The organism is Lentzea alba, assembly GCF_011067745.1.
In the GTDB taxonomy this organism is placed as follows: Bacteria; Actinomycetota; Actinomycetes; order Mycobacteriales; family Pseudonocardiaceae; genus Lentzea; species Lentzea alba.
Genome location: NZ_JAAMPJ010000008.1, coordinates 370,443 through 394,838 on the forward strand (window position 1 = coordinate 370,443; position 24,396 = coordinate 394,838).

The 24,396-nt window shown below is 68.5% G+C and carries 23 protein-coding genes; 13 read left to right on the forward strand and 10 right to left on the reverse strand.

Translation table 11 applies throughout. From position 1 onward, the window contains the following. Positions 1-50: 50 nt before the first annotated feature. The 4 genes from G7043_RS29065 to G7043_RS29080 all read left to right on the forward strand — a co-directional run bounded on the left by G7043_RS29065 (position 51) and on the right by G7043_RS29080 (position 2,923). Positions 51-479 carry a hypothetical protein gene (locus G7043_RS29065; RefSeq protein WP_166050881.1) on the forward strand — a complete coding sequence of 143 codons (429 nt, stop codon included), beginning with the start codon at positions 51-53 and terminating at the stop codon, positions 477-479. A gap of 77 nt (positions 480-556) precedes the next feature. Then, positions 557-1,327 (forward strand): Tat pathway signal sequence domain protein, encoded by a 771-nt coding sequence (locus G7043_RS29070; RefSeq protein WP_166050883.1) that lies wholly within the window; start codon positions 557-559, stop codon positions 1,325-1,327. Continuing rightward, positions 1,327-2,292: a DUF3500 domain-containing protein gene (locus G7043_RS29075; protein WP_166050885.1), complete on the forward strand. Its 966-nt coding sequence runs from the start codon at positions 1,327-1,329 to the stop codon at positions 2,290-2,292. The genes G7043_RS29070 and G7043_RS29075 overlap by 1 nt, the downstream gene beginning before the upstream one ends. After that, positions 2,270-2,923 carry an endonuclease V gene (locus G7043_RS29080; protein ID WP_313888127.1) on the forward strand — a complete coding sequence of 218 codons (654 nt, stop codon included), beginning with the start codon at positions 2,270-2,272 and terminating at the stop codon, positions 2,921-2,923. Before G7043_RS29075 ends, G7043_RS29080 begins: the two co-directional genes overlap by 23 nt. Here G7043_RS29080 and lspA read toward each other — a convergent pair. Next, positions 2,895-3,380, reverse strand: a complete 486-nt coding sequence (gene lspA / locus G7043_RS29085) for a signal peptidase II (protein ID WP_166050887.1) — start codon at positions 3,378-3,380, stop codon at positions 2,895-2,897. The genes G7043_RS29080 and lspA overlap by 29 nt on opposite strands. Before the next feature lie 62 nt (positions 3,381-3,442). Further along, positions 3,443-3,802 carry a hypothetical protein gene (locus G7043_RS29090; protein WP_166050274.1) on the reverse strand — a complete coding sequence of 120 codons (360 nt, stop codon included), beginning with the start codon at positions 3,800-3,802 and terminating at the stop codon, positions 3,443-3,445. Positions 3,803-4,417: 615 nt separating this feature from the next. Here G7043_RS29090 and G7043_RS29095 point away from each other — a divergent pair. After that, a complete protein-coding gene (locus G7043_RS29095; protein WP_313888128.1) occupies positions 4,418-6,355 on the forward strand; it encodes a helicase in 1,938 nt (645 codons plus the stop codon). Here the strand turns inward: G7043_RS29095 and cutA are convergent. Further along, the gene (cutA, locus tag G7043_RS29100) at positions 6,338-6,652 is read right to left on the reverse strand and encodes a divalent-cation tolerance protein CutA (RefSeq protein WP_166050889.1); all 315 of its coding nucleotides are present in this window, start codon (positions 6,650-6,652) and stop codon (positions 6,338-6,340) included. The genes G7043_RS29095 and cutA overlap by 18 nt on opposite strands. Next, on the reverse strand, positions 6,649-7,650 hold the full coding sequence (gene add, locus G7043_RS29105; protein ID WP_313888129.1) for an adenosine deaminase: 1,002 nt from the start codon (positions 7,648-7,650) through the stop codon (positions 6,649-6,651). Before add ends, cutA begins: the two co-directional genes overlap by 4 nt. A 107-nt stretch (positions 7,651-7,757) precedes the next feature. Here add and G7043_RS29110 point away from each other — a divergent pair, with 107 nt between their 5' ends. Together G7043_RS29110 and G7043_RS29115 are read left to right on the forward strand one after the other, a co-directional pair. After that, positions 7,758-9,557, forward strand: a complete 1,800-nt coding sequence (locus G7043_RS29110; protein WP_166050890.1) for a Xaa-Pro dipeptidyl-peptidase — start codon at positions 7,758-7,760, stop codon at positions 9,555-9,557. 181 nt (positions 9,558-9,738) lie between these two features. Beyond that, complete coding sequence (locus G7043_RS29115; protein WP_166050892.1) at positions 9,739-10,782, forward strand: DUF4192 domain-containing protein; 1,044 nt, start codon at positions 9,739-9,741, stop codon at positions 10,780-10,782. Here the strand turns inward: G7043_RS29115 and G7043_RS29120 are convergent. Genes G7043_RS29120 through G7043_RS29135 form a run of 4 tightly spaced genes read right to left on the reverse strand, consistent with a single transcriptional unit; the run spans position 10,752 to position 15,628 of the window. Further along, positions 10,752-12,755, reverse strand: coding sequence for a S9 family peptidase (locus G7043_RS29120; protein WP_166050894.1), 2,004 nt, complete (start codon positions 12,753-12,755; stop codon positions 10,752-10,754). The two genes, G7043_RS29115 and G7043_RS29120, sit on opposite strands and share 31 nt — an antisense overlap. 6 nt (positions 12,756-12,761) lie before the next feature. Further along, positions 12,762-13,724 carry a UDP-glucose 4-epimerase GalE gene (galE, locus tag G7043_RS29125; RefSeq protein WP_166050896.1) on the reverse strand — a complete coding sequence of 321 codons (963 nt, stop codon included), beginning with the start codon at positions 13,722-13,724 and terminating at the stop codon, positions 12,762-12,764. 36 nt (positions 13,725-13,760) lie between these two features. Continuing rightward, complete coding sequence (gene galK / locus G7043_RS29130; protein ID WP_166050898.1) at positions 13,761-14,936, reverse strand: galactokinase; 1,176 nt, start codon at positions 14,934-14,936, stop codon at positions 13,761-13,763. After that, positions 14,933-15,628, reverse strand: coding sequence for a metal-dependent transcriptional regulator (locus G7043_RS29135; RefSeq protein ID WP_166050900.1), 696 nt, complete (start codon positions 15,626-15,628; stop codon positions 14,933-14,935). Before G7043_RS29135 ends, galK begins: the two co-directional genes overlap by 4 nt. Before the next feature lie 78 nt (positions 15,629-15,706). On the opposite strand from G7043_RS29135, the gene G7043_RS29140 reads away from it, so the two are divergent. Continuing rightward, positions 15,707-16,558: a sulfurtransferase gene (locus G7043_RS29140; protein ID WP_166050902.1), complete on the forward strand. Its 852-nt coding sequence runs from the start codon at positions 15,707-15,709 to the stop codon at positions 16,556-16,558. Between the two features lie 46 nt (positions 16,559-16,604). On the opposite strand, the gene G7043_RS29145 is transcribed toward G7043_RS29140, so the two are convergent. Further along, positions 16,605-17,231, reverse strand: a complete 627-nt coding sequence (locus tag G7043_RS29145) for a hypothetical protein (protein ID WP_166050904.1) — start codon at positions 17,229-17,231, stop codon at positions 16,605-16,607. 156 nt (positions 17,232-17,387) lie between these two features. Here G7043_RS29145 and G7043_RS29150 point away from each other — a divergent pair, with 156 nt between their 5' ends. The 5 genes from G7043_RS29150 to G7043_RS29170 all read left to right on the forward strand — a co-directional run bounded on the left by G7043_RS29150 (position 17,388) and on the right by G7043_RS29170 (position 23,776). After that, positions 17,388-18,560, forward strand: a complete 1,173-nt coding sequence (locus tag G7043_RS29150; protein WP_166050905.1) for an acetoin utilization protein AcuC — start codon at positions 17,388-17,390, stop codon at positions 18,558-18,560. Between the two features lie 6 nt (positions 18,561-18,566). Further along, the gene (locus tag G7043_RS29155; RefSeq protein ID WP_166050908.1) at positions 18,567-21,236 is read left to right on the forward strand and encodes a bifunctional acetate--CoA ligase family protein/GNAT family N-acetyltransferase; all 2,670 of its coding nucleotides are present in this window, start codon (positions 18,567-18,569) and stop codon (positions 21,234-21,236) included. 193 nt (positions 21,237-21,429) lie between these two features. Further along, the gene (locus G7043_RS29160; RefSeq protein ID WP_313888130.1) at positions 21,430-22,215 is read left to right on the forward strand and encodes a glutamate ABC transporter substrate-binding protein; all 786 of its coding nucleotides are present in this window, start codon (positions 21,430-21,432) and stop codon (positions 22,213-22,215) included. 31 nt (positions 22,216-22,246) lie between these two features. Then, positions 22,247-23,014 (forward strand): GntR family transcriptional regulator, encoded by a 768-nt coding sequence (locus G7043_RS29165; protein ID WP_166050912.1) that lies wholly within the window; start codon positions 22,247-22,249, stop codon positions 23,012-23,014. Positions 23,015-23,380: 366 nt separating this feature from the next. Further along, positions 23,381-23,776, forward strand: coding sequence for a hypothetical protein (locus G7043_RS29170; protein WP_207311825.1), 396 nt, complete (start codon positions 23,381-23,383; stop codon positions 23,774-23,776). A gap of 112 nt (positions 23,777-23,888) precedes the next feature. Here G7043_RS29170 and G7043_RS29175 read toward each other — a convergent pair whose 3' ends face one another. Then, entirely contained in the window at positions 23,889-24,353 is a 465-nt protein-coding gene (locus G7043_RS29175) for a hypothetical protein (protein ID WP_166050914.1), read from the reverse strand. Between the last annotated feature and the right edge of the window lie 43 nt (positions 24,354-24,396).

The window sequence follows — 24,396 nt, forward strand, 5'->3', positions numbered from 1 at the left end:
TTTAGCACCTGATCAGGTCACAAGTCGAGGCCCTGTCTCGTCCGTACGGCATGAGCACTCTTCGCGCAGGTCTTGCGTTCCTCGCCCTCGTCCAGGCGATCATCGGTGGCTGGCCGCTGCTCGCCCCGAAGCTCTTCTACGACAACTTCCCGCTGCCGACGAACCAGTGGGTGGCCTACTTCCCGCCGTTCAACGAGCACCTGCTCCGGGACTTCGGGTCGCTCAACCTCGCCTTGTGCGTGGTGCTCGTGTTCGCGGCGGTGACGATGGAGCGCAGGCTGATCCAGGCGGCGCTGGTCGGCTATCTCGTGTACGCCGTGCCGCACCTGATCTTCCACCTGGGGCACCTGTCGCACATGCCGTTCGCCGACCAGGTCGGCAACGTCGTCTCGCTGGTCGCGGTGGTGCTGATCCCGCTGGCGCTCCTGCCGTTGACGCTGAGGACCGGCCGGAAGATTGACTCCCGAGTCAGTCAGTGATGTGATCACGCCCGCACCCGAGTTGGTGCAGACCTTTTCCCTAAATCCGCCGCCATGGATGTTGGGGAGGAACGGGCGTGGAGATCTCTCGGCGTTCGGCGTTGATCGGTGGGATGGCGGCAGTTCCACTGTTCATGGCTGGTTCCGGGGTCGCGCGGGCGGCCACCTGGAAGCTGAAGTGGAACCCGCAGGCGAACAAGGACGGCCTCGGCGCCTTCGAGGGCGTCGAGGACGACCGGGCCGGCTCGCATCCGGGCACGAAGCACATCTACGTGTCGGGCAACGACTACCGGTTCGACATGCACACTCGCGATCGGGACACGTCGACTGACCGGCAGCGCAACGAGGTCCGGGGCATGAGAGCGGGCGGCCAGAACCTCGAGATCGACAACGGCGAGACGTGGAAGTGGACCTACTCCATGTTCATCCCGAGCTCGCTGAAGTCCACGACGTCGTTCTCGCACATCATGCAGACGAAGATGCCGGGGCTCGGCTCCGCGCCTGTGACGGTCATGTCGCTGCGCCGCACCGGTGGCGTGCAGAAGATCGAGTTCAAGGTGACCGAGGGCAACGTGCTCGTCGGCGAGGTGAACCTCGAGCCGCTGCACAACAAGTGGATCGACACCGAGGTGGAGATCAAGGTCGGCAACGGCACCGGGCGCGTCCGCTGGGTCGTCCGCGAAGGCGGTCGCACGGTGCTCGACGCGACGAAGAACGACGTCGACACGTGGCTCGACGACCGGTTGCGCCCGAAGTGGGGCATCTACCGCTCACTCGGCGACACTTCGGGCGCGCTGCAGAACTGCTACCTGCTGCTGCGCAACCTCAAGGCCTATAAGTTCGAATGATGCTGCACGACGTCGCTGACGCCACGCACCAATATATTAGTTTGCTCGCTGGTGACCAGCGCGAACACGCGATTCGCGCGGTCACCGACGACGACCTGAGGCATCGCTGGGCGTACACGCCCGGTGCACGACCCGGCCTCGTGCTCGGTGACCTCAGGCGCGACCAGCGCAAGGCTGTGCACAGAATGCTCGCGACCGTGCTCAGCCCACACGCCTATGCGCAGGCCGCGGCGGTGATGGCGCTGGAAGACGTGCTTGACCACCGTGAGGGCGGGCACCGCGACCGCCACAGCGGCGACTTCTGGACGGTGCTCTTCGGCACGCCCGGTGGCGACGAGCCGTGGGGATGGCGCGTCGAAGGGCATCACCTGTCGGTGAACGTCGTCATCGCCGACGGACGCGTGTCGGCGACACCGTTCTTCCTCGGCGCGAACCCTGCGCGTGTGACGTATCGCGGGCACGTCGTCGGCCAGCCACTACGACTCGAAGAGGAACTCGCCCGCGAACTTCTCGATCGCATGGGCCCGACCGCCCGCCGTCTCGCCGTCGTGTCCGACACCGCGCCGCACGACATCCGCAGCGGCAACTCCCCGCGCGTCAGCCCGTCCGAGCCGGTCGGCGTGACGCCGGCACAGCTCGGCAAGCCCGCCGCCGAACTGCTCGTCGACATCGTCCGCTTCTACCTCGACCGGCTCGCGTTCGAGCTCGCCGACGAGGAGTTCGCGCGCATCGACCCTGAACACCTGCACTTCTCGTGGGAGGGCTCACTGCGTCGCGGCGAGGGCCACTACTACCGCGTCCAGGGCCCTGAACTGCTCATCGAGTACGACAACACGGCCAACGAGGCCAACCACGTCCACACCGTGTGGCGTCGTCATTCGAGTGACTTCGGCGACGACCTCCTCGCCGCCCACTACGACGCGTCACGGCACACTGTCGCCCGTGGACTGGCCCAAAACGGTTGAAGACGCCGTCGCCCTGCAAGAACGCCTGCGCACTCAGGTGATCACCCGAAGCGCCCCTGACCTGCGCATAGACACTGTCGCGGGCCTGGACGTCGGCTACCGTAGCAATGACACAGTTGCGGGCGTTTGCGTGGTGTTCGATGCAAAAACGCTGGTCGTCCTCGACGAGGTTGTCGTCGAGGACACGACGGACTTCCCATATATTGCCGGGCTCTTCGCGTTCCGGGAGATGCCCGTGCTGCTGCGCGCTCTCGATCGGGTGACCGTCGCGCCGGATCTGTTGGTCGCGGACGGTCAAGGCCTCGCGCACCCGCGGCGGTTCGGTCTGGCGTGCCACCTCGGCGTGCACACGGGCATCCCGAGCATCGGCGTCGCGAAGAACGCGATGGGGACGTTCGACCCGCCCGGTCACTCGCGCGGGTCGATGAGTGACCTCGTCATGGAGGACGCGGTCGTCGGCAGGGCGTTGCGGACGCAGAACGGCGTGAAACCGGTCTTCGTGTCCGTCGGCCACAAGATCGACCTGGACCGGGCGTGCGCCGAAGTGCTGCGTCTCGCTCCGCGCTACCGGCTGCCGGAGACGACCCGCCGCGCCGACACGCTCACGCGGCAGGCTGCTTCGTCGGTGTGAAGCTCAGCAGCACGAGCAGGATCGCGCCGCAGACGAGCGCGATGTCCGCGACGTTGCCGACGAACCAGCCGTTGTAGTCGATGAAGTCGACGACGTGCCCGCGCGCGAAGCCCGGCTGCCGGAACAGCCGGTCGAGCAGGTGCGTCGTCGCGCCACCGAGCATCAACGCGAGCGCGGCCGCACGCAGCCTGGTCTGCGGCTGCATGCCGTACCGCGCGAGCAGCACAACGGCGACGGCCGCGACGATGGTGAAGACCCACGTCGACCCCGCGCCGATCGAGAACGCGGCACCGGGGTTGTAGAGGAGCCTGAGCTGCAGGAACTCCCCGAGCACGGGAATGGGCGCGCGACCAGTCAGCGCGCTCTCGGCCCAGAACTTCGTGGCCTGGTCCAGCAGCAGCACGAGCACGGCGATGCCCATCACGAGCGGCACGCGGCGAGAGGTGGTGGTGTCCATTTGCGGTCGAGCGTAGTTAAGAACGCCACCGCTCGGCATCAGACCCCGGAGTCAGGCGCTGGTCACGCCGCGAACGCGTCGACGTCGTCCACATCGATTGCCGCGAGAAACTCCTCCTCCAGCGTCGCTGACCGTTCGTCGGTGTCGTAGTCGACGCAGATGCGCCCCCGTCCGTCGGTGCGCCGTGCATATGTGTGGAAGCGGCCGTAGAACGTGCGCCCGTCCCCGTCCGCACGCTTCGACACCATCTGGAAGATGCCGCGCTCGCTCGCGACGTCGTTCGAAGCGATGCGCTCGACGAACCGGAACGAGATGCTCACCGAGCTGCCGCGGTCGGCGAGGTCGGCGAACCACTTCTCGATCTGGTCCGAGTAGTCGGCGAACCCGAACACCTGCTTCGCGGGTCCGCCGGCGCGAAACACGCGTGAAGTAGTGCGCAGGTACTCGTCGGGACAGCGCCCAGTGTCCGCAGCCAGTCAGTGCCGAAGAGCTTGCCTTCCTCGAACGATTCCAGCCGTTCGGTGTCGGCGAGCAGGCCCGGCAGCACATCGCGCCCGCGCACGCACTGCCTCGTCGAGGACACCGCGGGCGGCCGCGAGCCGGGTCGCGTCGCCATCGTGCTGCACGACCTCGTGACGTGGCCGGGTGACCGGTCAGCGAACACCTCCACTCCCGGTTTTCTGCAGTGCGGACTGCGTCCCCGGATCGCACATTTCAGGTGCGGTGCGAAGAATTGCTGGAGGCTGCACGGCTGGACGGGTGCACATTCTTGCCGAAGCGCTGGTGGATCCGGTTGCGATGACGGTGCCGACGCTGCAGGTGAGGTCACGGCAGCTCAGGGGGTCGCAATAGGGGTTCCGCGCGCGACTGATCCGTGATACAAAGAATGGCTTTGTATTTTCGGAATGAATTTTCCGGGAAGACAGAACTATTGTATCACAGGGGGCAAGGTGTTGGCGAGCGAACAGGCACGGATCACCTCTCTGTATGAAAAGCTCGATCAGGAACGGAACAAAGCGGCTGCTGATCTTGCGGCCGTGCTGAGAGACACCATCACCCAGAGACTGGACCGCGAAGCCGCGGCCGGTGTGCTGACCAGGGAGGTCGGGAAGTACCGGGCGGCGGAGGAGGGGCTGGTCTTCGGCCGCATCGACTCGGAGAAAGGCGAACGCACCTACATCGGACGCGTCGGCTTGTTCGACGAGCACTTCGAACCACTGCTGCTGGACTGGCGGGCGCCGGCGGCGCGGCCGTTCTACACCGCGACCGCCGCGAATCCGGAAGGCGTCGTGTTGCGTCGGCACTTCCGCGTACGTGACCGCGAACTGCGCGACTTCCACGACGACGAACTGCTGACTGACACGACCGCATTGCTCGACGCCCTCAACGCGCCGCGGACCGCGACGATGCGCGACATCGTTTCGACCATCCAAGCCGAGCAGGACGAGATCATCCGTTACTCGGGCCCCGGCGTGCTGGTGATCGAGGGTGGCCCCGGCACCGGCAAGACCGCCGTGGCCCTGCACCGCGTGGCATACCTGCTGTACACCCGCCGTGAACGCCTGTCGCGGCACGGTGTGCTGATCGTCGGACCGAACACCGGCTTTCTCCACTACGTCGGCGACGTTCTGCCGTCGCTGGGGGAGACCGACGTCGTGTTCGCGACGCCCGGCGAGCTCTATCCCGGAGTTTTCACCGACGTCGAGGACGTCCCGTCGTTGCAACGGCTGAAAGGCGATATATCAGTTCTGGACCTGCTCGCCGTCGCCGTCGCCGACCGGCAGGAGCTTCCCGACGAGCCCGTCGAGATCGAACTGGAGGACGTCGTCGTCCCGCTCGACGCGCACATCGCCGCCGTCGCGCGCGAGAAGACGCGCTACTACGGACTGCCCCACAACGCCGCCCGCAAGTACTTCTTCCTCGCGCTCGCCGAGGAACTCGTCGCGCCGGCGTTGCGGCTGATCGGCGTCGACTGGCCGGAGATCGAGGACGACGTGCGCCACGAACTCCGCAACAGCACCGTGTTGCGCGACGCCGTCGACCGGCTGTGGCCGCTGCTCACGCCGGAGCAGTTGCTCGCCGACCTGTACGCGGGCCGTTGCTTCCGGATCGGTGTGCCGGAGCTGTACCGGGAGGACGCCGAGGCGTGGACGGTGTCCGACGTGCCGCTGCTCGACGAACTCGCCGAGCTGCTCGGTTCAGACGGCTCGGCGGAACGGGCGGCGCGGCGTGAGGAGGAGGAACAGCTCGAATATGCCCGTGGCGTGATGGACGTTCTGTCGATCGACAAGCGCGCGGACAGCGACGAGTACATCGTCACCGACTTCGTCAACGCGGAGGTGCTGGCCGCACGGCACGAGGTGCGCGACCACCGCACCCTCGCCGAACGCGCCGCCGACGACCGCACGTGGACATACGGCCACGTCGTCGTCGACGAGGCACAAGAACTGTCTGCAATGGACTGGCGCGTGCTGCTGCGCAGGTGCCCCAACAAGTCCATGACGGTCGTCGGCGACCTGGCCCAGCGTCAGGCCGCGGGTGGCGTCCGCAGCTGGGGCTCGATGTTCGACCGGTTCACCTACCGCCGGCTCGAGGTCAACTACCGCACGCCCGGAGAGATCATGGCCGTTGCCACGCCGGTCCTGAAGCTCGTCGACCCCGACGCGTCGGCGCCGGTGTCCGTGCGCAAAACCGGCGTGCGCCCGTGGGCCCGCCGCGTGACTGATATATCGGCGGCCGTGCGCGACGAACTCGACGCGCACGGCGAGGCATGCGACGGCCGCACGATCGCCGTCATCGGCGATCGCTGGATGCCGCCGCGCGCGTCGAAGGGCCTGGAGTTCGACGTCGTCCTCGTCGTCGAACCGCAACGCATGTCGCCCAGCGAGCTGTACGTGGCGTTGACGAGGGCGACGCAACGGCTCGGCGTCCTGCACACCGAACCGTTGCCGCGTCACCTACGAGGTCTCCTCTGAGACCCATGCGAGGTAGTCGTCGTTGCCCCCGACCACGGGGGTGACGACGACCTCGGGCACGTCATAGCTGTGGTGGGCCTTGATGTGCGCGACGAGTTCGTCGGCGCGGATGGCGGACGTCTTCACAACGCACTGCCACTCCGCGTCGACGCGCACCTCGCCCTCCCACCGGTAGACACTGCGAACAGGGGCGATCTGCACGCACGCCCCGAGTCGCGCCTCGACGATGCCCCTCGCGAGCGACTCCGCCACCTCGGCGGAGTCGACGGTCGTCGTCACCACGACGGCACCGCTCATAACGCGTCGATCTCCTTCAACAACTGATCTTTGAGCTCAACGGGCGCGAACGACGCGCGCACCGCGGCCCGCGCGAGGCCGGCGAGTTCGTCGCGGCTGAACCCGAACCGTTCGTGGCACAACAGGTACTCGCGGTCGAGATCGGTGTGGAACATGCCAGGGTCATCGGTGCTGATCGTCACCGGGACCCCGGCTTCCACAAGTCCTGGCAAGTGGTGCTCGTCCAGCGACTTCACCGCGCCGGTGCGGAGGTTCGACGTCGGGCACACCTCGACGACGACGCCCTCGCCTGCGAGATGCCGCAGCAACTCGGGATCCTGCACTGCGCTGACACCGTGCCCGATCCGTTCGGCACGCAGGTCGCGCAGCGCGGACCAGATCTCGCTGGGCGGCGTCGTCTCGCCGGCATGCGGCACCATGTGCAGTCCCGCGTCCCGCGCCATCGCGAACGCCTCCCGGAACTTGGCTCTCGGCGAGTCCGACTCGAATCCGCCCAGGCCGAACCCGACCAGTCCCTCCGGCCGGTACTCGGACGCGAACCGCGCGCTCGTCATGCCCCAGTCGCGATCCCAGATGCCGGGCACGTCGAAGATCCACTGCAACGCCACGCCGTGGACCGCGAGCGCCTCCTCGCGCCCTGCCGCCAAAGCCTCGACGAGTTCGTCGGGCGCGATCCCCGCCCGCAGGTGGCTCGTCGCGCTGATCGTCAGCTCCGCATATCGGATATTGGTTCGCGCGGCGTCACGGGCGTACCCGACGACGAGGGTGCGGACGTCCTCGCCGGTGGTGACGAGGTCGTTGACGACGCCGTACACGTTGATGAAATGCCGGAAGTCCGTGAACTCGTAGAACTTCCGCAGCGCGGCCTCGTCGGTCGGCACCGGCCCGTCGGGGTGGTTGCGGGCGAGCGCGAGAACGGTGTCGACGGAAGCCGCGCCCACGAGGTGGACGTGCAGCTCGGCCTTCGGCAGCGCGTGGACGAAGTCGGAAATGTGCACGGCCCATGCTCTCAGGTCAAGAGCCGTTCGACGGGTGACATGTCTTGCAGTCAAGGGGAAGGGTGCAGGGCGAATCCCTGTACCTGGCCTTGTATTGGGGGTGCCTCGTGAGGGGCGCACGAAGAGTCGCACTGCTGACAGCGGTGCTTGTCCTGCCTTTCCTGCCGACGACGGCCCAAGCCGCCGAAGGACCGGTCTTCTCCGACGGCGAGGCGCAACCCGTCTTCGACCCGAAGGACGTGGTGAAGGAGAGCCTCTGGGTTCGGGCACCGGTCGACAGCGACCGCGACGGCAAGGACGACGAGGTCTACGCCGAAGTCGTCCGGCCGCGGGCCACCGAACGCGGCCTCAAGGTGCCGGTCGTGTACATGGTCAGCCCGTACTTCTCGGGCGGCAACGACGTCGCCAACCACAACGTCGACGTCGAGCTTTACGTGCCGGACAAGCGCAACGGCCGTTTGCTGAAGTCCTCCTCCGACGAACGCATCACCGCTGCCCTCGGCCCCAACCCGATCACGTCGGGTCGCTACGAGGCCTACTTCATCGCACGCGGCTACGCCGTCGTCTACGCCGAATCGCTCGGCACCGGCAAGTCGACGGGCTGTCCGACGACCGGAGACGTCAACGAGACGATCGGCGCGCGCGTCGTCGTCGACTGGCTCAACGGCCGTGCGTCAGCCCGCACCGCAACGGGCGAGGCGATCAAGGCGACCTGGTCGACGGGCAAGACCGGCATGATGGGCGTCTCCTACAACGGAACGCTGCCCAACGCCGTCGCCTCCACCGGTGTCCGCGGCCTGGAAGCGATCGTGCCGATCGCCGCGATCTCCAGCTGGTACGACTACTACCGCGCGGACGGCGCCGTCGTCGCGCCCGGCACTTTCCAGGGTGAAGACGCCGATGTGCTCGCCGAGTACGTCTACACGCGCGCGGACAGGGAGATCTGCAAGCCGATCATCGCCGAGATCGCGAAGGACCAGGACCGGATCACCGGCGACTACAGCAAGTTCTGGGACAAGCGGAACTACCTGAACGACGTCCACAAGGTCCGTGCGGCCGTGCTGGCGGTCCACGGGCTCAACGACTGGAACGTCAAGATGACGCACGTCGAGCAGTGGTACTCGGCGTTGAAGAAGGTCGGTGTGCCACACAAGATCTGGCTGCACCAGTCCGGGCACACGGACGCCGACACGCTGCGTTCGGTCGAGTGGCGCCGCACGCTGAACCGCTGGTTCACCCAGTACCTCTGGGGCCATCGCAACGGCGTCGACAAGGACCCGAAGGCGACGATCCAGCGCGAGGACAAGACGTGGGTCGACGAGAAGGACTGGCCGGCGCCCGGCACGTCCGACGTGCGGCTGCGGCTGTCCGCGGGGGGATCCGCCAAGGGAGGCCTGGGGATCTGGCCCGGCCGCGGCGTCGAGAAGCTGACCGACGACGCCACGAAGACCGCTGAGTCCTTGATCGACCAGGCGACTTCGCCGAACCGGCTCTCCTACACCTCGGAGCCGACGCAGAAGCCGTTGCGGTTGTCCGGCAAGTCAACGGCGCATCTGCGGCTCGCGTTCGACCGTCCCGCGGCGAACGTGACGACGCTGCTCGTCGACCGGGCCCCGGACGGCAGGTCGCACGTCATCACGCGCGGCTCGACCGACCCGCAGAACAGGGAGCGGCCGGACAGGACGACGCCGATCAAGCCCGGCAAGTTCTACGACGTCGCGGTGCCGATCGTGCCGGACGACTACATCCTGCAGACGGGGCACCGGCTCGAGTTCGTGGTGATCTCCAGCGACTACGACTACACGTTGCGCCCGAAGCCCGGTGCCGGTCTGTCGCTGGACCTCGCCCGGACGTCGGTGGAACTGCCGGTCGTCGGTGGCTGGCGCACGGTGTTCCAGACGTTCTGACGTCATGTCGCGCTTCGGTCCTCGCTCGCTCGGGGACCGAAGCGCGACAACCTAGCACACACCCCCGACCAAACCCCGTCCCCAGGCGCTCCAAGATCTCAACCTGTCCACAACCGCCGAGTTGTCCACAGTTTCCCCGCCACCCCGCTGCCGACCCCACTCCACCCACCACTGTGGGCCCATGCCCACAACCGTCCCGAAACCCGTCCGAGTCCGAGCCCCCGGCGACCTCTACGCCGCGATCCCGCACCTGATGGGGTTTCACCCGACCGACTCACTCGTCGTGCTGGTGCTGAAAGACCATCTGATCAGCATGACCATGCGCGTCGACCTGCCGCGCCCACGACACAGGGGCATGCTCGCCGCCCAGCTGGAAGCGCCGCTGCTCGAACAAGGCGCGACCGAGGTGATCCTCGCCGTCGTGTGCGCGCCGTCGGAGCACATGCCCGAGGAACTACCGCACACACCACTGGTCGACGCACTCAAGCACAGGCTGGGCGGCGTGGGCATCGAGGTCGTCGAAGCCGTCTGGCTACCTTCGTGTGAGAAGGACGCGCCGTGGCTCTGCTACCTCGACATCGACTGCCACGGAACCTTGCCGGACCCCCGGTTGTCGGCGCTGGCCGCCGCATCGGCGCACGAGGGCAACGTGACGTTCGAGTCGCGCGCGGCCATGGCCGCGATCGCCGCTTTGGACTCACCCGACGCGCTGGAACGCAGATCCTCGTTGCTCGACGACCTCATGACGAACTCCGGTGAGCCCGATCCGTGCACCGAACTGCACCGGGTGCGCGATGCGATCGACGCTGTGCCAGAGCGCAAGGGACCGTTGCCGGACACGGAGATCGTCGCGTTGGCGAGGGCCTTGGCCGTGCCCGAAGTGCGTGACGCGAGCATGGGTTTCGCCGTGGGGGCCAGGTCCAGGCAGGCCGAGCATCTGTGGCTGGAGCTCACCAGGTCGTGCCCGGCACCGGAACGAGCGGAGCCCGCGTGCCTGCTCGCGTTCTACGCCTATCAGCGTGGTGACGGCGGGATCGCGTCCATCGCGCTCGACGCGGCCGATGAGGCCTGTCCGGGCCATGCGTTGAGCAAGCTCCTCCGCACTGCCCTCAGCGCCGCGTTCCCGCCGGAAGAGATGAGGGCGCTGTCCACGAAGTACATGGACAGCGCCCGTCAGTTGCTCGCGACCGGCTCTCAGAGCAGTTCTGGCCGCTCCCAGTCCTGATCCAGGACGTGCTCGGCCAGGAACGCCCACACCGTCTCGTACCAGACCCGAGAGTTGCCGGGGGTGAGGATCCAGTGGTTTTCGGTTGGGTAGTAAAGGTATTTCGCAGTGACCCCGTGTCGGACGAGGTCGAAGTACAGCCGATGCCCCTCGCCGATGGGAACCCGGTAGTCCTTGTCCCCGTGGATGACGAGCATCGGGGTCTTGATGTCGGCGACCCGCAGGTGCGGGGAGTTGGCTTGGATCCGCTCCGGCTGGGTGAGGGGGTCGCCCATCTCCCGCATCCAGAAGTAGGAGCTGTCGGTGCCGCCGGAGAACGCGTCGAGGTGCCACAGGGACGCGTGCGTGACGATCGCGCGGAACCGGTCGGTCTGGGTGGCGATCCAGTTGGCCATGTAGCCACCGAACGACCCGCCCATGGCGGCGGTGCGCGAGGCGTCGATGTCGGCCCGCTCGACCGCGACGTCCGTGATGGCCATGAGGTCGGTGTAGGGCTCGGCGCCCCAGCGGCCCCAGCCGGCCTTGATGAAGTCGGGTCCGTAGCCGGTGGACAGGGCGGGGTCGGGCAGCAGGACGGCATAGCCGCGAGCGGCCATCAGCCAGGGGTTCCAGCGCCAGGTCCAGCCGTTCCAGCTCATCACCGGACCGCCGTGGACCCACAGGACCAGCGGAGCGGGGGAGTCGGCCGAGGCACCTTCCGGCAGCACCAGCCAGGAGCGCACGGTCCTGCCGTCGGCGACGACGGTGGAGATCTCGGTGAGTGTGCCGGGCACCTCGGGGATAGCGCCGGGAGCGCGCAGCCGTTCTGGCTCCTGGTCGGCTCCGGTGGGGGAGAACCGCACGGGCTGTGGCGGGTGGTCGACCGAGTTGCGCAGTGCGTACAGCGCCTTGCTGTCCGGGCTCACGACCAGGTCGCTGTAGTAACCCGAGACCGTCAGCTTTGTGATCTCGCCCGTGGCCAGATCAAGCCGCCAGAGCGGCTGGTGCCCGAGGTGGCTGGCGGTGAAGAAGACCGCCGACCCGTCCGGGCTCACCACCGGATGATCCGGCTCCTCCTGGAAGCCGGGCGCGATTGGTGTGATCGAGTCATCGGCCAGGTCGATGCGCACCAGGTCACGCCGGTATGGGGAGTCCGGAGTGGACTCGCGGAACCGGATCGCGATCACAGCGGAGGAATCGGGCATGAACGTGGCGTCCGAGAAGGAGAACCCCTCCTCGGAAGCGATGACCCGCGACGTGCCGCCGGTCGTGGCCACGAGCCGCAGTTCGATCCTGCGACCGTAAGCGGCGCTGACGTCCACGGCGTGGCCGTAGACGGCCCACTTCCCGTCTGGACTGAGAGCGACGTCCTCGTCGCTGAGCCGGCTTTCGGAGTCTTCGCTGAGGGTGGTGACCTTCTCGGCACAGACGTCCGTGAGAGGAGCCGCGAACAACCGCGGGTAGGCGGGACCGAGATCCGCGTCCCAGTACCGGATCGGGTACGACTCGTGCAGGATCGCTGTCACGCCCGCGTCCTCGCGAGCCTTGCGCTTGGCGTTGTCGTCGTCGCCGAACTCCGTGAAGCGGTACGCCGACGACGTGAACAGCACCGTCTCACCGGCGGCCCGCAGCTGACCGACTCCGCTCCCCGGCCGCAGGATCTCGGCGGCCTCACCGCGGACCGGAAGCCGCCACAGCGCCTTCTTGTCGTTGCTCTCACCCGGTTTCGCGAGCGGATCCGGGCGGGCCGACAGGAACAGCAGCGATCCGTCCGCCGCGAACACCGGGGACGAGTCGCCCTTGGCGGAGCGGGTCAGCTGGACGGCGTCCCGCTCGCCGGTGGGGTCGACCTCCCAGAGAGCGCCCTGCCACGTCTTGCCGTCCGGGGCGAGGGAGGAGACGACCGTGACGAGCCGGGTGCCGTCCGGGGACAGCGCGAGCGATGCGAGTCGCGGGGTGGAGTTGTAGCTCTCGAAGGAGGCGAAGTCGGTCATGCCGGCTCAGGCTCCGTGCCGGGCGCGGGTGAACTCCCACGCGTCGCGGACGATGCCGGCGAGGTCGGCGCGCTCGGGCTTCCAGCCGAGGTCCGTGCGGGCCCGCTCGGCGGAGGCGACGAGGACGGCCGGGTCGCCGGCGCGCCTGGGGGCGACGACGGCGGGGATCGGGTGGCCGGTGACCTCGCGGCAGGTGTCGATGACCTGCTTGACGGAGAAGCCGGTGCCGTTGCCGAGGTTGTAGATCCGGTGCTCGCCCGCGGTGGCGTGGTCGAGTGCGAGGAGGTGGGCGTCCGCGAGGTCCGTGACGTGGATGTAGTCGCGGACGCAGGTGCCGTCCTCGGTGGGCCAGTCCTCGCCGTAGATCGAGATGTGCTCCCGCTGCCCGAGGGCGACCTGGAGCACGAGCGGGATCAGGTGGGTCTCGGTCGCGTGCCGCTCACCGATGCTGCCGTAGGCGCCGGCGACGTTGAAGTACCGCAGACTCGTCGCCGCCAGGCCGTGCGCGGCGGCGTACGACGTGATCGCGTGGTCGATGGCCAGCTTGGTGGCGCCGTAGGTGTTGGTGGGCGCGGTCGGCGCGGTCTCGGGGATCGGCACCTCCCGCGGCTCGCCGTAGGTCGCGGCAGTCGAGGAGAAGACGAGCTTCGGCGTGCCGTGATCCTTCATCGCGTCGAGCAGATGAATCGCGGTAAGGACGTTGCCCGTCCAATACTTGCCGGGGTCCTGCATGGACTCGCCGACGAGGGACTTCGCCGCGAAGTGCAGAACTCCGTCGAACCCTTCCGCGAGGACATCGCCGATCACCTCGGCGATGTCACCCCGGATGAAGCGCGCTCCCGCGGGGACGGCGTCCTCGTGGCCGGTCGAGAGGTCGTCGAGGACGACCACCTCGTGCTCGGCTTCGAGCAGTCTGGCGGCGCACACGCTGCCGACGTATCCGGCTCCGCCCGTGACGAGCAGCTTCACCACAGTCCTCGCATTCCTGGTAAAGATCGTTGTTCGCTACCGGTCCCTGTCCGCACCTGCGGACGGAACCGCCGTGAAGAGCCTCGGTCGCGTGAGCGAACGCGAGGCGAAGCCGGCGAGCACGGACCGTTCGACCTCGTCGTGCCGTTCGACGGGCACGAGGGCGATGGCCGAACCGCCGAAGCCGCCGCCGACCATCCTGGCGCCGAGAGCGCCCGCGGCCATCGCGGACTCGACGGCGACGTCGAGTTCCAGGCAGGAGACGCGGTAGTCGTCCCGGAGGCTCGCGTGGGAAGCCGAGAGGTGGGGGCCGACGTCGGCGAGCTTGCCCGCGCGGAGCAGTTCGACGGTGCGCAGGACTCGGTCGTTCTCGGTCACGACGTGCCGCACCAGCGGACGCAGCTCTTCGGGCAGCCGGACGAGCGCCTCGTCGAGCTCGGCGAAGTCGACGTCGCGCAGCGCGGGAACGCCGAGGATGCCCGCGGCACGTTCGCAGCCCGCCCGCCGGGCGCCGTAGCCGCCGTCGACGAGAGCGTGGCTGGCACGCGTGTCGACGACGAGAACCTCGAGCCCGCTGGCAGCCGCGTCGAACGCGACCTGTTCCGGCTTGCCGGAGCGCACGTCGTAAAACAGGGCGTGCGCTTCGATGCAGCACAGCGACGCGGTCTGGTCGAGGATGCCGGTCGGCGCGCCCACGAAGTCGTTCTCGGAGCGCTGCACCCAGCGCGCGATGTCCGGCCGCTCGGCGTCGACGCCGGCGAGGCCGAGCAGCGCGAGAGCGACGGCGCACTCCAGAGCGTGCGACGAGGAGAGACCGGCCCCCGCGGGCACGTCGCCCGCGATGACGAGGTCGGCACCTCCGGTGACGGGAATCCCCTGCTCGCGCAGGGCCCAGGCAACGCCGCTGGGGTACGCGGCCCACCCCTTGACGGTTCCGGGGACTAGGTCGGCCACGACGACCGGGTCCGCGCCCTGCACCCCGCCGTCGTCGCCGAGCGTGCTGACGGTCATCACGCCGTCGGCACGCGGCGACGCCGCGACCGCGATGCGGTGGGGCAACGCGAACGGCAGCACGTAGCCGTCGTTGTAGTCGGTGTGCTCACCGATGAGGTTGACGCGGCCGGGTGCCGACCAGACCCCTTCGGGGGCGCGTCCGTGTAGTCGCTGGAAGGCGTCGGTCGCCTTCGCCGCCGGTGTCGTCGTCTGGGTCACCGGGCGAGCACCAGGACTGCGTGAGCGACCGCGGGGTCGAGCTCGGCGGTGTTGCCGTTGCCGCCGCGCACCTGGACGACCTTGGCGCCACCGAGCGCCCCGACCTCTACGGTGCCGCCCGGCACGACGCCTGCGTCCTTCAGTTCGGCCATCAGGTCCGGGTCGAGCTGGACGTGCTCGGCGATGCGGCGCACCTCGACGCGTCCGCCGCCGCGGCGGGCCACCTCGTCCACGCGCACCAGGTCCGCCTCGGCGGGCGGGGCGGGCTCGCCGTCGCCCAGCTTGTCGAGGCCGGGGATCGGGTTGCCGTAGGGCGAGGTGGTGGGGTTGCCGAGCAGCTTGATGAGCTTGCGTTCGACCGCCTCGCTCATCACGTGCTCCCAGCGGCATGCCTCGCTGTGCACGTGCTCCCATTCGAGCCCGATGATGTCCACGAGGAGGCGCTCGGCGAGCCGGTGCTTGCGCATGACGGCGATCGCGAGGTTGCGGCCCTGCTCGGTGAGCTCGAGGTGGCGGTCCTCCGCCACGACCACCAGGCCGTCGCGTTCCATGCGGCCCACCGTCTGGCTGACCGTCGGTCCACTTTGGCCGAGCCGCTCGGCGATGCGGGCGCGCAGTGGCACCACGCCCTCTTCCTCGAGCTCGTAGATCGTGCGGAGATACATCTCCGTCGTGTCGATGAGGTCGTTCACACCCGCTCCCCTTCTTATGGTGTCAATGGTAGTCGTGCCGGGGGACACAGGTGTCCGCGCGGGTGCAGGATGTGAGCCGTGCATCCCTTGATCACTCCTGAGGCCCTCGCCGATGCGCTGCGTGCGCGTCCGGCCACTGTCGTGCTGGACGTGCGGTGGCGTCTCGGCGGACCACCCGGACGCCAAGACTACGAGGTCAGCCATGTGCCTGGCGCGGTGTACGTGGATCTGGACACCGAGTTGTCCGCTCCGCCCGGTGTGGGTGGCCGGCATCCGCTGCCGGATCCGGAGCGGCTGCAGGAGGTGCTGCGCCGCGCGGGCGTGCGCGAGGGCGGCCAGGTCGTGGCGTACGACGCTGGGGACGGTTCGGTCGCCGCGCGGGTGTGGTGGCTGTTGCGGTGGGCCGGTTACGGCGAGGTGGCGGTGCTGGACGGCGGGTTCGCCGCGTGGGAGGCGGCCGGGCTGCCGGTGACCGCGGAGGAGCCGGTGCGCCTGACGGGTGATGCGGCCGGGGACGTGGTGGTGCGGGCGGGGCAGATGCCCGTGCTGGACGCGGACGGGGCGGCGGCGCTCGCGCAGGAAGGCGTGCTGCTCGACGCACGGGCGGCGGCGCGGTATCGCGGCGAGACCGAGCCGGTGGATCCCAAAGCCGGGCACGTTCCGGGTGCGCTCAACGCGCCGTCGACCGGGCACGTCGGCGCGGACGGGCGGTGGCTCGGCGGGCCGGAGCTGGCCGCGCGGTTCGCCGAGCTCGGGGTGTCGGGTGACGTGGCCGTGGGCGCGTACTGCGGGTCTGGTGTGACCGCGTCGTCCGTCGTGCTGGCGCTGGAGGTTGCCGGGATCACGTCGGCCGAGAAGCCGGCGGCGCTGTACGCCGGGTCGTGGTCCAACTGGTGTGCGCTGGACCGGGAGGTCGCTACCGGCGGCTGAGGTCGTTCGGCTGAGGTCGTTCTGCTGGGGCGTTCTGCTGGGGTGGTCAGGCGGCGGGGATGCGGTTGAAGCCCTCGGTGGCGAGTTTCAGGGCGGTGGCGCAGGTGTCCAGGTCGTCGATCGCCAGGACGCTCACCGAGAAGGCCGGGGTGATGACCGTCGGGTCGTCGGTCAGCATGACGGTGACCTGGCAGTCCTCCTTGGAGGCGGCGACCTGCCACGCGGTGTTGCCACCGATCTCGATCTGCTTCTTCTCGCCGTCCGAGCCCACCACGTCGGGGACCGTGACCATCTGGGTGATGACGGTGGACGGGCCGGTGGTGCTGTGGATGCAGCCGCCGTCCGCTGAGGACTTGCCGCCGGTCGCGGCTTCGATGTCCGCGGCTTTGAGGACGCCGCAGGTTTCGAGGCCCGCGGCCTTCTTCTTGGTGGTGATCTTCACGTCGCCCGGCTTCTGGGTGGTGGGGTCGGCGGGCTTCGTGGCCGAGGTGCTGACGGGCGGCTTCTTCGAGGTCGAGGTGGGGTCGGCGGGTTCCGGCGCCGCGTTGGTGTCGGCTATCGCGGAGCCCTTGACCTGTTCGCTGCAGCCTGTGACGGCGGTGAGGGTCAGACCCAGGGAGAGGCCCAGAGACAGGTACAGCGCGAGGGCGTTGGCCGCTGGTCGCAGGTGCATGTCGCGTCTGACCCCTGTTCGGTGAGTTCGGTTCCGGGTTCGGGGCCCGGCGAGTGGGGACTGTAGGCGGCGGTGCGGCTGTGGGCACGGAGCGGCGGGCGCGCGGCGACCAATCGTGATCACCGGTTGAGCCGATCGGTGGGTAGGTTGCTGGGCATGGGTAAGCCAGCCGCTGTTGTCTGGGATCGGTCCTTCCTCGGGTACGACCTCGGTGGCGACCATCCGCTCAATCCCGTCCGGCTCGACCTGACGGTTCGGCTCGCCACGGCGCTCGGGGTGCTCGAGGGCGTCGAGTTGCGGGTGCCCGAGGCGGCCAGTGACGAAGAGATCGAGCTGGTGCACAGGCCCGGGTACTTGAGCGCTGTGCAGGCGGCGCCCACGGCCGGGTGGGACGTCGGCCACGGGTTGGGGACGCCGGACAACCCTGTCTTCGAGCGGATGCACGAGGCTTCGGCGTTGGTGGTCGGCGGGTCGTTGGCGGCGGCGCGGGCCATTGCGTCGGGTGAGGCGGACCGGGCGGTCAACATCGCCGGTGGCTTGCACCACGCGATGCCGGACAGCGCGGCCGGGTTCTGCGTTTACAACGACTGTGCGGTGGCGATCGAGTGGTTGTTGCGCAGCGGGGTCGAGCGCATCGCGTACGTCGATGTTGACGTGCACCACGGGGATGGGGTGCAGACGGCGTTCTGGAACGACCCGCGGGTGCTGACGATCTCGTTGCACCAGCATCCGATGAGCCTGTGGCCGGGGACCGGGTGGGCCGGTGAGGTCGGCGGCGCGGGCGCCGAGGGGAGTGCGGTCAACGTTCCGTTGCCGGCCGGGACGCGGGACGGCGGGTGGATGCGGGCGTTCCACGCGACGGTGCCGGCGTTGGTGAAGGCGTTCAGGCCGCAGGTACTGGTTACCCAGTGCGGTGTGGACACCCACAAGGAGGACCCGCTCGCGGATCTGGCGTTGAGCGTGGACGGGCATCGGGCGATCTACCAGGCGTTCCGGGAACTGGTGAACGAGCACGGGTTCAAGTGGCTCGCGCTGGGCGGCGGTGGGTACGAGCTGCTCAGGGTCGTGCCGCGGTCGTGGACGCACCTGCTGGCGACGGTGCTGGACCGCGACGTGGACCCCAACCGGCCGTTGCCGGCGGAGTGGGTGGCACACGCGACACGCATCGCGCCCGACTGGCCGTTGCCCACGTCCATGACCGATGGATGCGACGCTGGACACCAGCCGTGGGGCGGCGACACGGAGGAGCCGGTGGACAAGGCGATCCGTGACACTCGCCGTGCGGTGTTCCCGCTGCACGGACTTGATCCCGACGACCCCAGGGACTGAAGCCGAATGCCGGAAACGGACGCTGTCAACGACGGTCACGGGGACGCTGCCAGAGATCCGTTCGACTTCCCGCGGCAGTGGGAGGCGGACGTCGTCCTCAGCGACGGCGGCACCGTCCACCTGCGACCCATCACGCCGGGCGACGGCGAGAGACTCAGGGAGTTCCACGGCCGGCTGTCCGAGCGGACGCGGTACTTCCGCTACTTCGGGCCCTACCCGCGGATCCCGCAGCGGGACCTCGAACGGTTCAGCACTGTCGACCACCACGACCGGGTGGCGCTCATCGCGTTGCTCGGCGACGACATCGTCGCCGTCGGCAGGTTCGACCGGCTCCACGGCGGCAACCATCAGGGAAACAGCGCCGAGGTCGCGTTCGTCGTCGAGGACGGGCACCAGGGGCGTGGGCTGGGCAGCATCCTGCTCGAACACCTCGCCGCGGCGGCCAGGGAGGTCGGGCTGACGCGGTTCGAGGCCGAGGTGCTGGCCGAGAACGGGCAGATGGTCCGGGTGTTCCGCGACGCCGGCTACCAGGTCAGCAGGGCGTTCGAGGACGGCGTGCTGCACCTGGAGTTCGCGATCGACCCCACCGAGGAGTCCGTCGCCGTCGCCAGGGCCCGCGAGCAGGCCGCCGAGGCCCGCAGCGTGCACAACCTGCTGCACCCCAGGTCAGTCGCGGTCATCGGCGCCTCCACCGACCCGACCAAGATCGGGCACGCGGTCCTGAAGAACCTCCTCGAAGCCGACTTCAACGGCCCCGTCTACCCGGTCAACGCCGAGCATCGCGCCGTCAGGGGCGTCAGGGCGTACCCGACCGTGCTCGACATCCCCGACGACGTCGACCTCGCCGTCGTCGCCGTCCCCGCGGCCAGCGTCGACGAGGTCATGGACGCGTGCCTCGCGAAGGGCGTGAAGGCGCTCGTCGTCGTGAGCTCCGGCTACGGCGAGACGGGCCCGGACGGTCTGTCAGCCGAACGCAGGCTCGCGGCCGAGGCGAGAGCGCACGGCATGCGCGTTGTCGGACCGAACGCACTCGGCGTGCTCAACCTCGACCCCAAGATCCGCCTCAACGCGAGCCTCGCCCCGAAACTCCCGGCACGAGGCCGCGCGGGCTTCTTCTGCCAGTCAGGCGCCCTCGGCACGGCCATCCTCGCCAACGCCGCCGGCTGGGGCCTCGGCCTGTCCACGTTCGTCTCGGCGGGAAACCGGGCCGACGTCTCCGGCAACGACCTGCTGCAGTACTGGGAGACCGACCCCGCCACCGACGTCGTCCTGCTCTACCTGGAGTCGTTCGGCAACCCCCGCAAGTTCGCGAGGCTCGCCAGACGGCTCGGCCGCACCAAGCCCATCGTCGCGGTCAAGTCCGGCCGGCACGCCGTCGTCCCGGGCCTCGCCGCCACCGCCGCGAAGGTCGACGAGGCGAGCGTCCAGGCGTTGTTCGAGCAGGCCGGCGTGATCAGGGTCGACTCGCTGGCCCAGCTGTTCGACACCGCTCTGCTGCTGGCTCACCAGCCGCTGCCCAAGGGCAAGCGCGTCGCCGTCGTCGGCAACTCCACCGCCATCGGCCTGCTCGCCGCCGACACGCTGCTCGCCCAGGACCTCGATCTCGCGGGCGACCCCGTCGACGTCGGCGCCCAGGCCACCCCCGAGGAGTTCGCGAAGGCGGTGGAGGAGGCCCTCGACCGCGCGGACACCGACGCGCTCGTCGTCGTGTTCGTGCCACCGATCGCGGTCCCCGGCGCCGCCTACGCCCGCGCGCTCAAAGAGGCCGCGCACCGCACGAAGCCGATCGTCTCGACGTTCCTCGCGGTCGAGGGAATTCCAGACGAGCTGAAAATGCCGGGGAAGGGCTCGATCCCCAGCTACGCCAGTCCGGAACGCGCCGTTCTCGCATTGGCCCGCGCCGTCCGCTACGCCCGCTGGCGTGCCGCGCCCCAGGGCAACTTCACGCGACCGGAGGGCATCGACGTCGACCGGGCCCGGTCCATTGTGGACAACACCGACACCGAACAGTTGCTCGACGACCACACCGCTGTCGAACTCCTGAACTGCTACGGCATCGACGTCGTCCCGTTCCGCATCGCCCACAGCGCCGAAGACGCAGCCGAAGCCGCCGACGAACTCGGTTACCCGGTCGCGATGAAGGCCACCACCGAACGTCTCCGCCACCGCACCGATCTCGTCGGAGTGCGACTCGACATCGCGCAACGAGAATCGGTCAAGGCCGCCTACCACGACCTCGCCGCGCTCAGCGGCAAACCCGGCGTGTACGTGCAACGCATGGCGCCCAAGGGAGTCAGCTGCGTCCTCGGCCTGCAGGACGACCCGAGCTTCGGCACGCTGATCTGGTTCGGACTGTCGGGTCTGGTCAGCGACCTTCTCGGCGACCGTGCCTACCGGGCGGTACCGCTCACCGACACCGACGCCGCCGAACTCGTTGCGGCACCGAAAGCCGCGCCGCTGCTGACTGGTTACCGCGGCGACGAACCCGCGGACCTGAAAGCACTTCAGGATCTGGTACTCCGTTTGGCGGCACTGGCCGAAGACCTTCCGGAGGTGCGGTCGTTGAAGCTCGAACCTGTTCTTGCTTCTGCCGCAGGGGCTTTCGTCAGCAGCGCGCGCATAGTCGTCGGCCCGCCGCCGTCCCTGCACGACGCCGGCCCGCGACGCCTGCGCTGACCTGTCCACCGCAACGATTCCGTCGTTTCATTCACCCAGAGGTATGGACATGCGTCCCATCGCCGCTTAGGTTTCCGGCATCGCCGAGCAACATTGCCCATGGTGCGTCGGCGCATGCCCGCGATCCACGCTGTAAGAGGGACGAATGACGCCGAGAGCGCTCCTCCGCCTGCTGGCGACAACATGTGCGGCCGTGCTTCTTCTCGCCTCCTGCGCGGGAGGCGACAAGTCCACCATGGTGGGAAAGGTCAGCTCGAACGACCGCATGACCATCGCTGTGTCGTTCGACCAGCCTGGCATGGCGGTGCGCAGGCTCGACGGCAGCTACCGCGGCTTCGACGTCGACGTCGCCAAGTTCATCGCGAACGAACTGGGTGTCGACGAGCAGAACATCACCTGGAAGGAAGCACAGCCCGGCAACCGGGAAACGCTGCTGACCAGCGGTGAGGCCGACATGGTCGTCTCCACCTACTCGATCACGGACAAGCGCAAGGAGATCGTCGACTTCGTCGGCCCGTACTTCGTCGCCGGCCAGGACCTGCTGGTGCGCATGAACGAGACGCGCATCGACGGCCCCAAGTCGCTCAACGCGAGCCTGCGCCTGTGTTCCACCGCGGGCTCCACCTCGGCGGCGTACGTCAAGGAGCAGTTCGCCAAGGACGTGAACCTGGTCGAGTACGCCAAGTTCAGCGACTGCGTCACCGCGCTGCTGGCCGACAACGTCGACGCCGTCACGACCGACGACGTGCTGCTCGCCGGTTACGCCGCCCAGAACCCCGAACTGCTGCGCGTGGTCGGTGACCCGTTCAGCAAGGAGGAGTACGGCGTCGGCCTGCACCGCGACGACCCCAGCAGCAAGGCCAAGGTCCAGGCAGCGCTGCAGAAGATGATCGACACGGGCGCGTGGCGCAAGTCGCTGGAGACGAACATCGGATCTTCCGGCTACAAGATCCCCGATCCGCCGAAGCTCGCGTCCTGAACACACGGGGCGTGACGTAGGCTCACGCCACGTGAACCGCGTCCCGCCGCACCGCGCTGATCGACCCGTTCGCGCGGGCATTCCCGAACACGGCCGAGTCCCGCGCTACTACGCGGTCAAGGCCGAGCTCTTCGACCTCGTCGAGACCCTCGGCGAAGGCACCGTCCTGCCGTCCGAACGCGAGCTCGCCGAACGGTTCTCCGTCTCGCGCGTCACGCTCCGCCAGGCCGTCAGCGAACTGGTGCTCGAAGGGCTGCTCATCCGCCGTCAGGGCAGTGGCACTTTCGTCGCGCCGCCGAAGCTCGTCCAGCCGCTGTCGCTCGTCAGCTACACCGAGGGCATGCGCCGTCAGGGCGTCGAGCCGAACCGCACGGTGATCACGGTCGAGGAGATCGGCGCCGACGACGGCCTCGCCCGCGATCTCGTGCTCGAACCCGGCGACCCGGTCGTTCACCTCGAACGCGTCCTGCTCGCCGACGACGAGCGCATCGGCCTCGAATCGACCTATCTCAGCCTCGGCCGCTTCCCGGGTCTGCTGGAGAAGCTCGACCCCGCCGGGTCGCTCTACGCATGCCTCACCGAACGCCTCGGCGTGCGTTTCGCCGAGGCCGAGGAGCGCGTCGAGACGGTGCTCGCGACGCCGCGCGAGGCGTTGTTGATCGGCACCAACCCGGCGCTGCCGATGTTGCTGCTGCACCGCGTCTCCTACGACGTCGAGGGTCACCCGATCGAACGCGCCCGGTCGCTGTACCGCGGTGATCGATTCAGCTTCGTCGCGAGGCTGCACGCGGATCGTTAGGAACAGATTCGCGTGCAGCTCAATGCGCGAAGAAAATGCACTCAAGTGTCCAAAATAGACACTGTGCGCGGAATTCCTTTCGGGCCCCAACGGATATGTGCCGCGCACTTTGCGTGACTCCCCGGCGCGTCCGGGAGGCTGACGGTCGCCCGTCCCTGAGCGAGCGGCACGTCCGGTGTGCACCGGCCGACGAGCTGGTCGGGGCCAGATCGTCAAGCTCAGCAACGGGTTTCTCGTGTCTCGGCACGCCACGAACGAACGTGGGTGACCAGTGGGTGAAGTGACTGCGGGTCACCGGACCCTCTGCGGGCACAAGAAGATACCGCCCGTTCGCACTCGTTTCCGGTTCAGGCTGCGGAGGTACTGTTGACGCTACGAATTCAGAACGTCCGCAACGGTGCGGAGGAGCGGGGGTGTGCCGTGTCCTTCAAGGCGGAGTTCCTCGCTGAACTCGAAGACTGCCTGCGCGGCTACGGCGCGGTCCCGGTGAGCAATCCCGACGCGTTGGCGTTGTTCATCGAGTTCGTGCGGGCTCTTCCGGAGAGCGACCAGAAGCTGCGCTGTCTCGAGGGCGTCGACCAGGGTTCCGGGTCGTTCTGGAACAACCCGGCGGTGTGGTGGGAGCAGGTGCCCAGGTTCGGCACGGGACTGCCGCGTTGCGGATCGGCGGAGTGCCGCAAGTTGCTCGACGACATGCTCGACGAGGCCATCAGCGACGAGATCGACGTGCTGGAGATGGAGATCCGCGAGCTGCCCAGCTGATCAGACACAGCTGATCAGACACAGCTGATCAGACACAGCTGATCAGACACAGCTGAGGACATGCCTGCCGGCGCCGCCACCTGTTACGGCCGCGGCGCCGGGGCTGCCACATCTATTTGACGGCGACGAGCGACTTGAACAGTTCCCGATAACGGTGGAGAGCCAGTCGCAGGTCCTCGGTCTGTGGATCACCGTTTCCCTTGAGCTGGTCGGTGAGGGAGCGGTGACGGGTGTTGAGCTCCTCCAGCGCTCGCGTCACGAGCTCGTCCGCCTTGCGCACGGCCGCCTTCGGGTCGTCGACGAACTCGTACTGCACGGCCTGCCACTCGTCTTCGAGCCTGCTGGACGTCCGCTGCTCGCGCTGTTCTGTGCGCTGCTCACGCTGTTCGGTGCGCTGCTCGCGCTGTTCCTGGCGCTCGGCGCGGTGCTCGCGCTGGTCGGCACGCGGCGGCTGGGACTGAGTCTGGGTCTGTGACTGCGGCGTGCGCTCCTCGTGCCGCTCAGCCTGCTTCTCCGCCTGACGTTCCGCCTGCTGCACGCGTTCGGTCTGCGGGGAACGCTCAGTCTGCTGTGGCATCTGCTGAGGATTCTGCTGCGAAGTCTGCTGGGGGCGAGCCGGA

What these genes read in the sequence shown, in the direction of transcription:
- G7043_RS29065 (WP_166050881.1), top strand. Translation starts at nt 51, where the DNA reads ATGAGCACTCTTCGCGCAGGTCTTGCGTTCCTCGCCCTCGTCCAGGCG.
- lspA (WP_166050887.1), bottom strand. Translation starts at nt 3,380, where the DNA reads ATGGACACCACCACCTCTCGCCGCGTGCCGCTCGTGATGGGCATCGCC.
- G7043_RS29145 (WP_166050904.1), bottom strand. Translation starts at nt 17,231, where the DNA reads ATGCACCTGCGACCAGCGGCCAACGCCCTCGCGCTGTACCTGTCTCTG.
- G7043_RS29075 (WP_166050885.1), top strand. Translation starts at nt 1,327, where the DNA reads ATGCTGCACGACGTCGCTGACGCCACGCACCAATATATTAGTTTGCTC.
- cutA (WP_166050889.1), bottom strand. Translation starts at nt 6,652, where the DNA reads ATGAGCGGTGCCGTCGTGGTGACGACGACCGTCGACTCCGCCGAGGTG.
- G7043_RS29175 (WP_166050914.1), bottom strand. Translation starts at nt 24,353, where the DNA reads ATGCCACAGCAGACTGAGCGTTCCCCGCAGACCGAACGCGTGCAGCAG.
- G7043_RS29120 (WP_166050894.1), bottom strand. Translation starts at nt 12,755, where the DNA reads ATGACCGACTTCGCCTCCTTCGAGAGCTACAACTCCACCCCGCGACTC.
- G7043_RS29150 (WP_166050905.1), top strand. Translation starts at nt 17,388, where the DNA reads ATGGGTAAGCCAGCCGCTGTTGTCTGGGATCGGTCCTTCCTCGGGTAC.
- G7043_RS29115 (WP_166050892.1), top strand. Translation starts at nt 9,739, where the DNA reads ATGCCCACAACCGTCCCGAAACCCGTCCGAGTCCGAGCCCCCGGCGAC.
- G7043_RS29155 (WP_166050908.1), top strand. Translation starts at nt 18,567, where the DNA reads ATGCCGGAAACGGACGCTGTCAACGACGGTCACGGGGACGCTGCCAGA.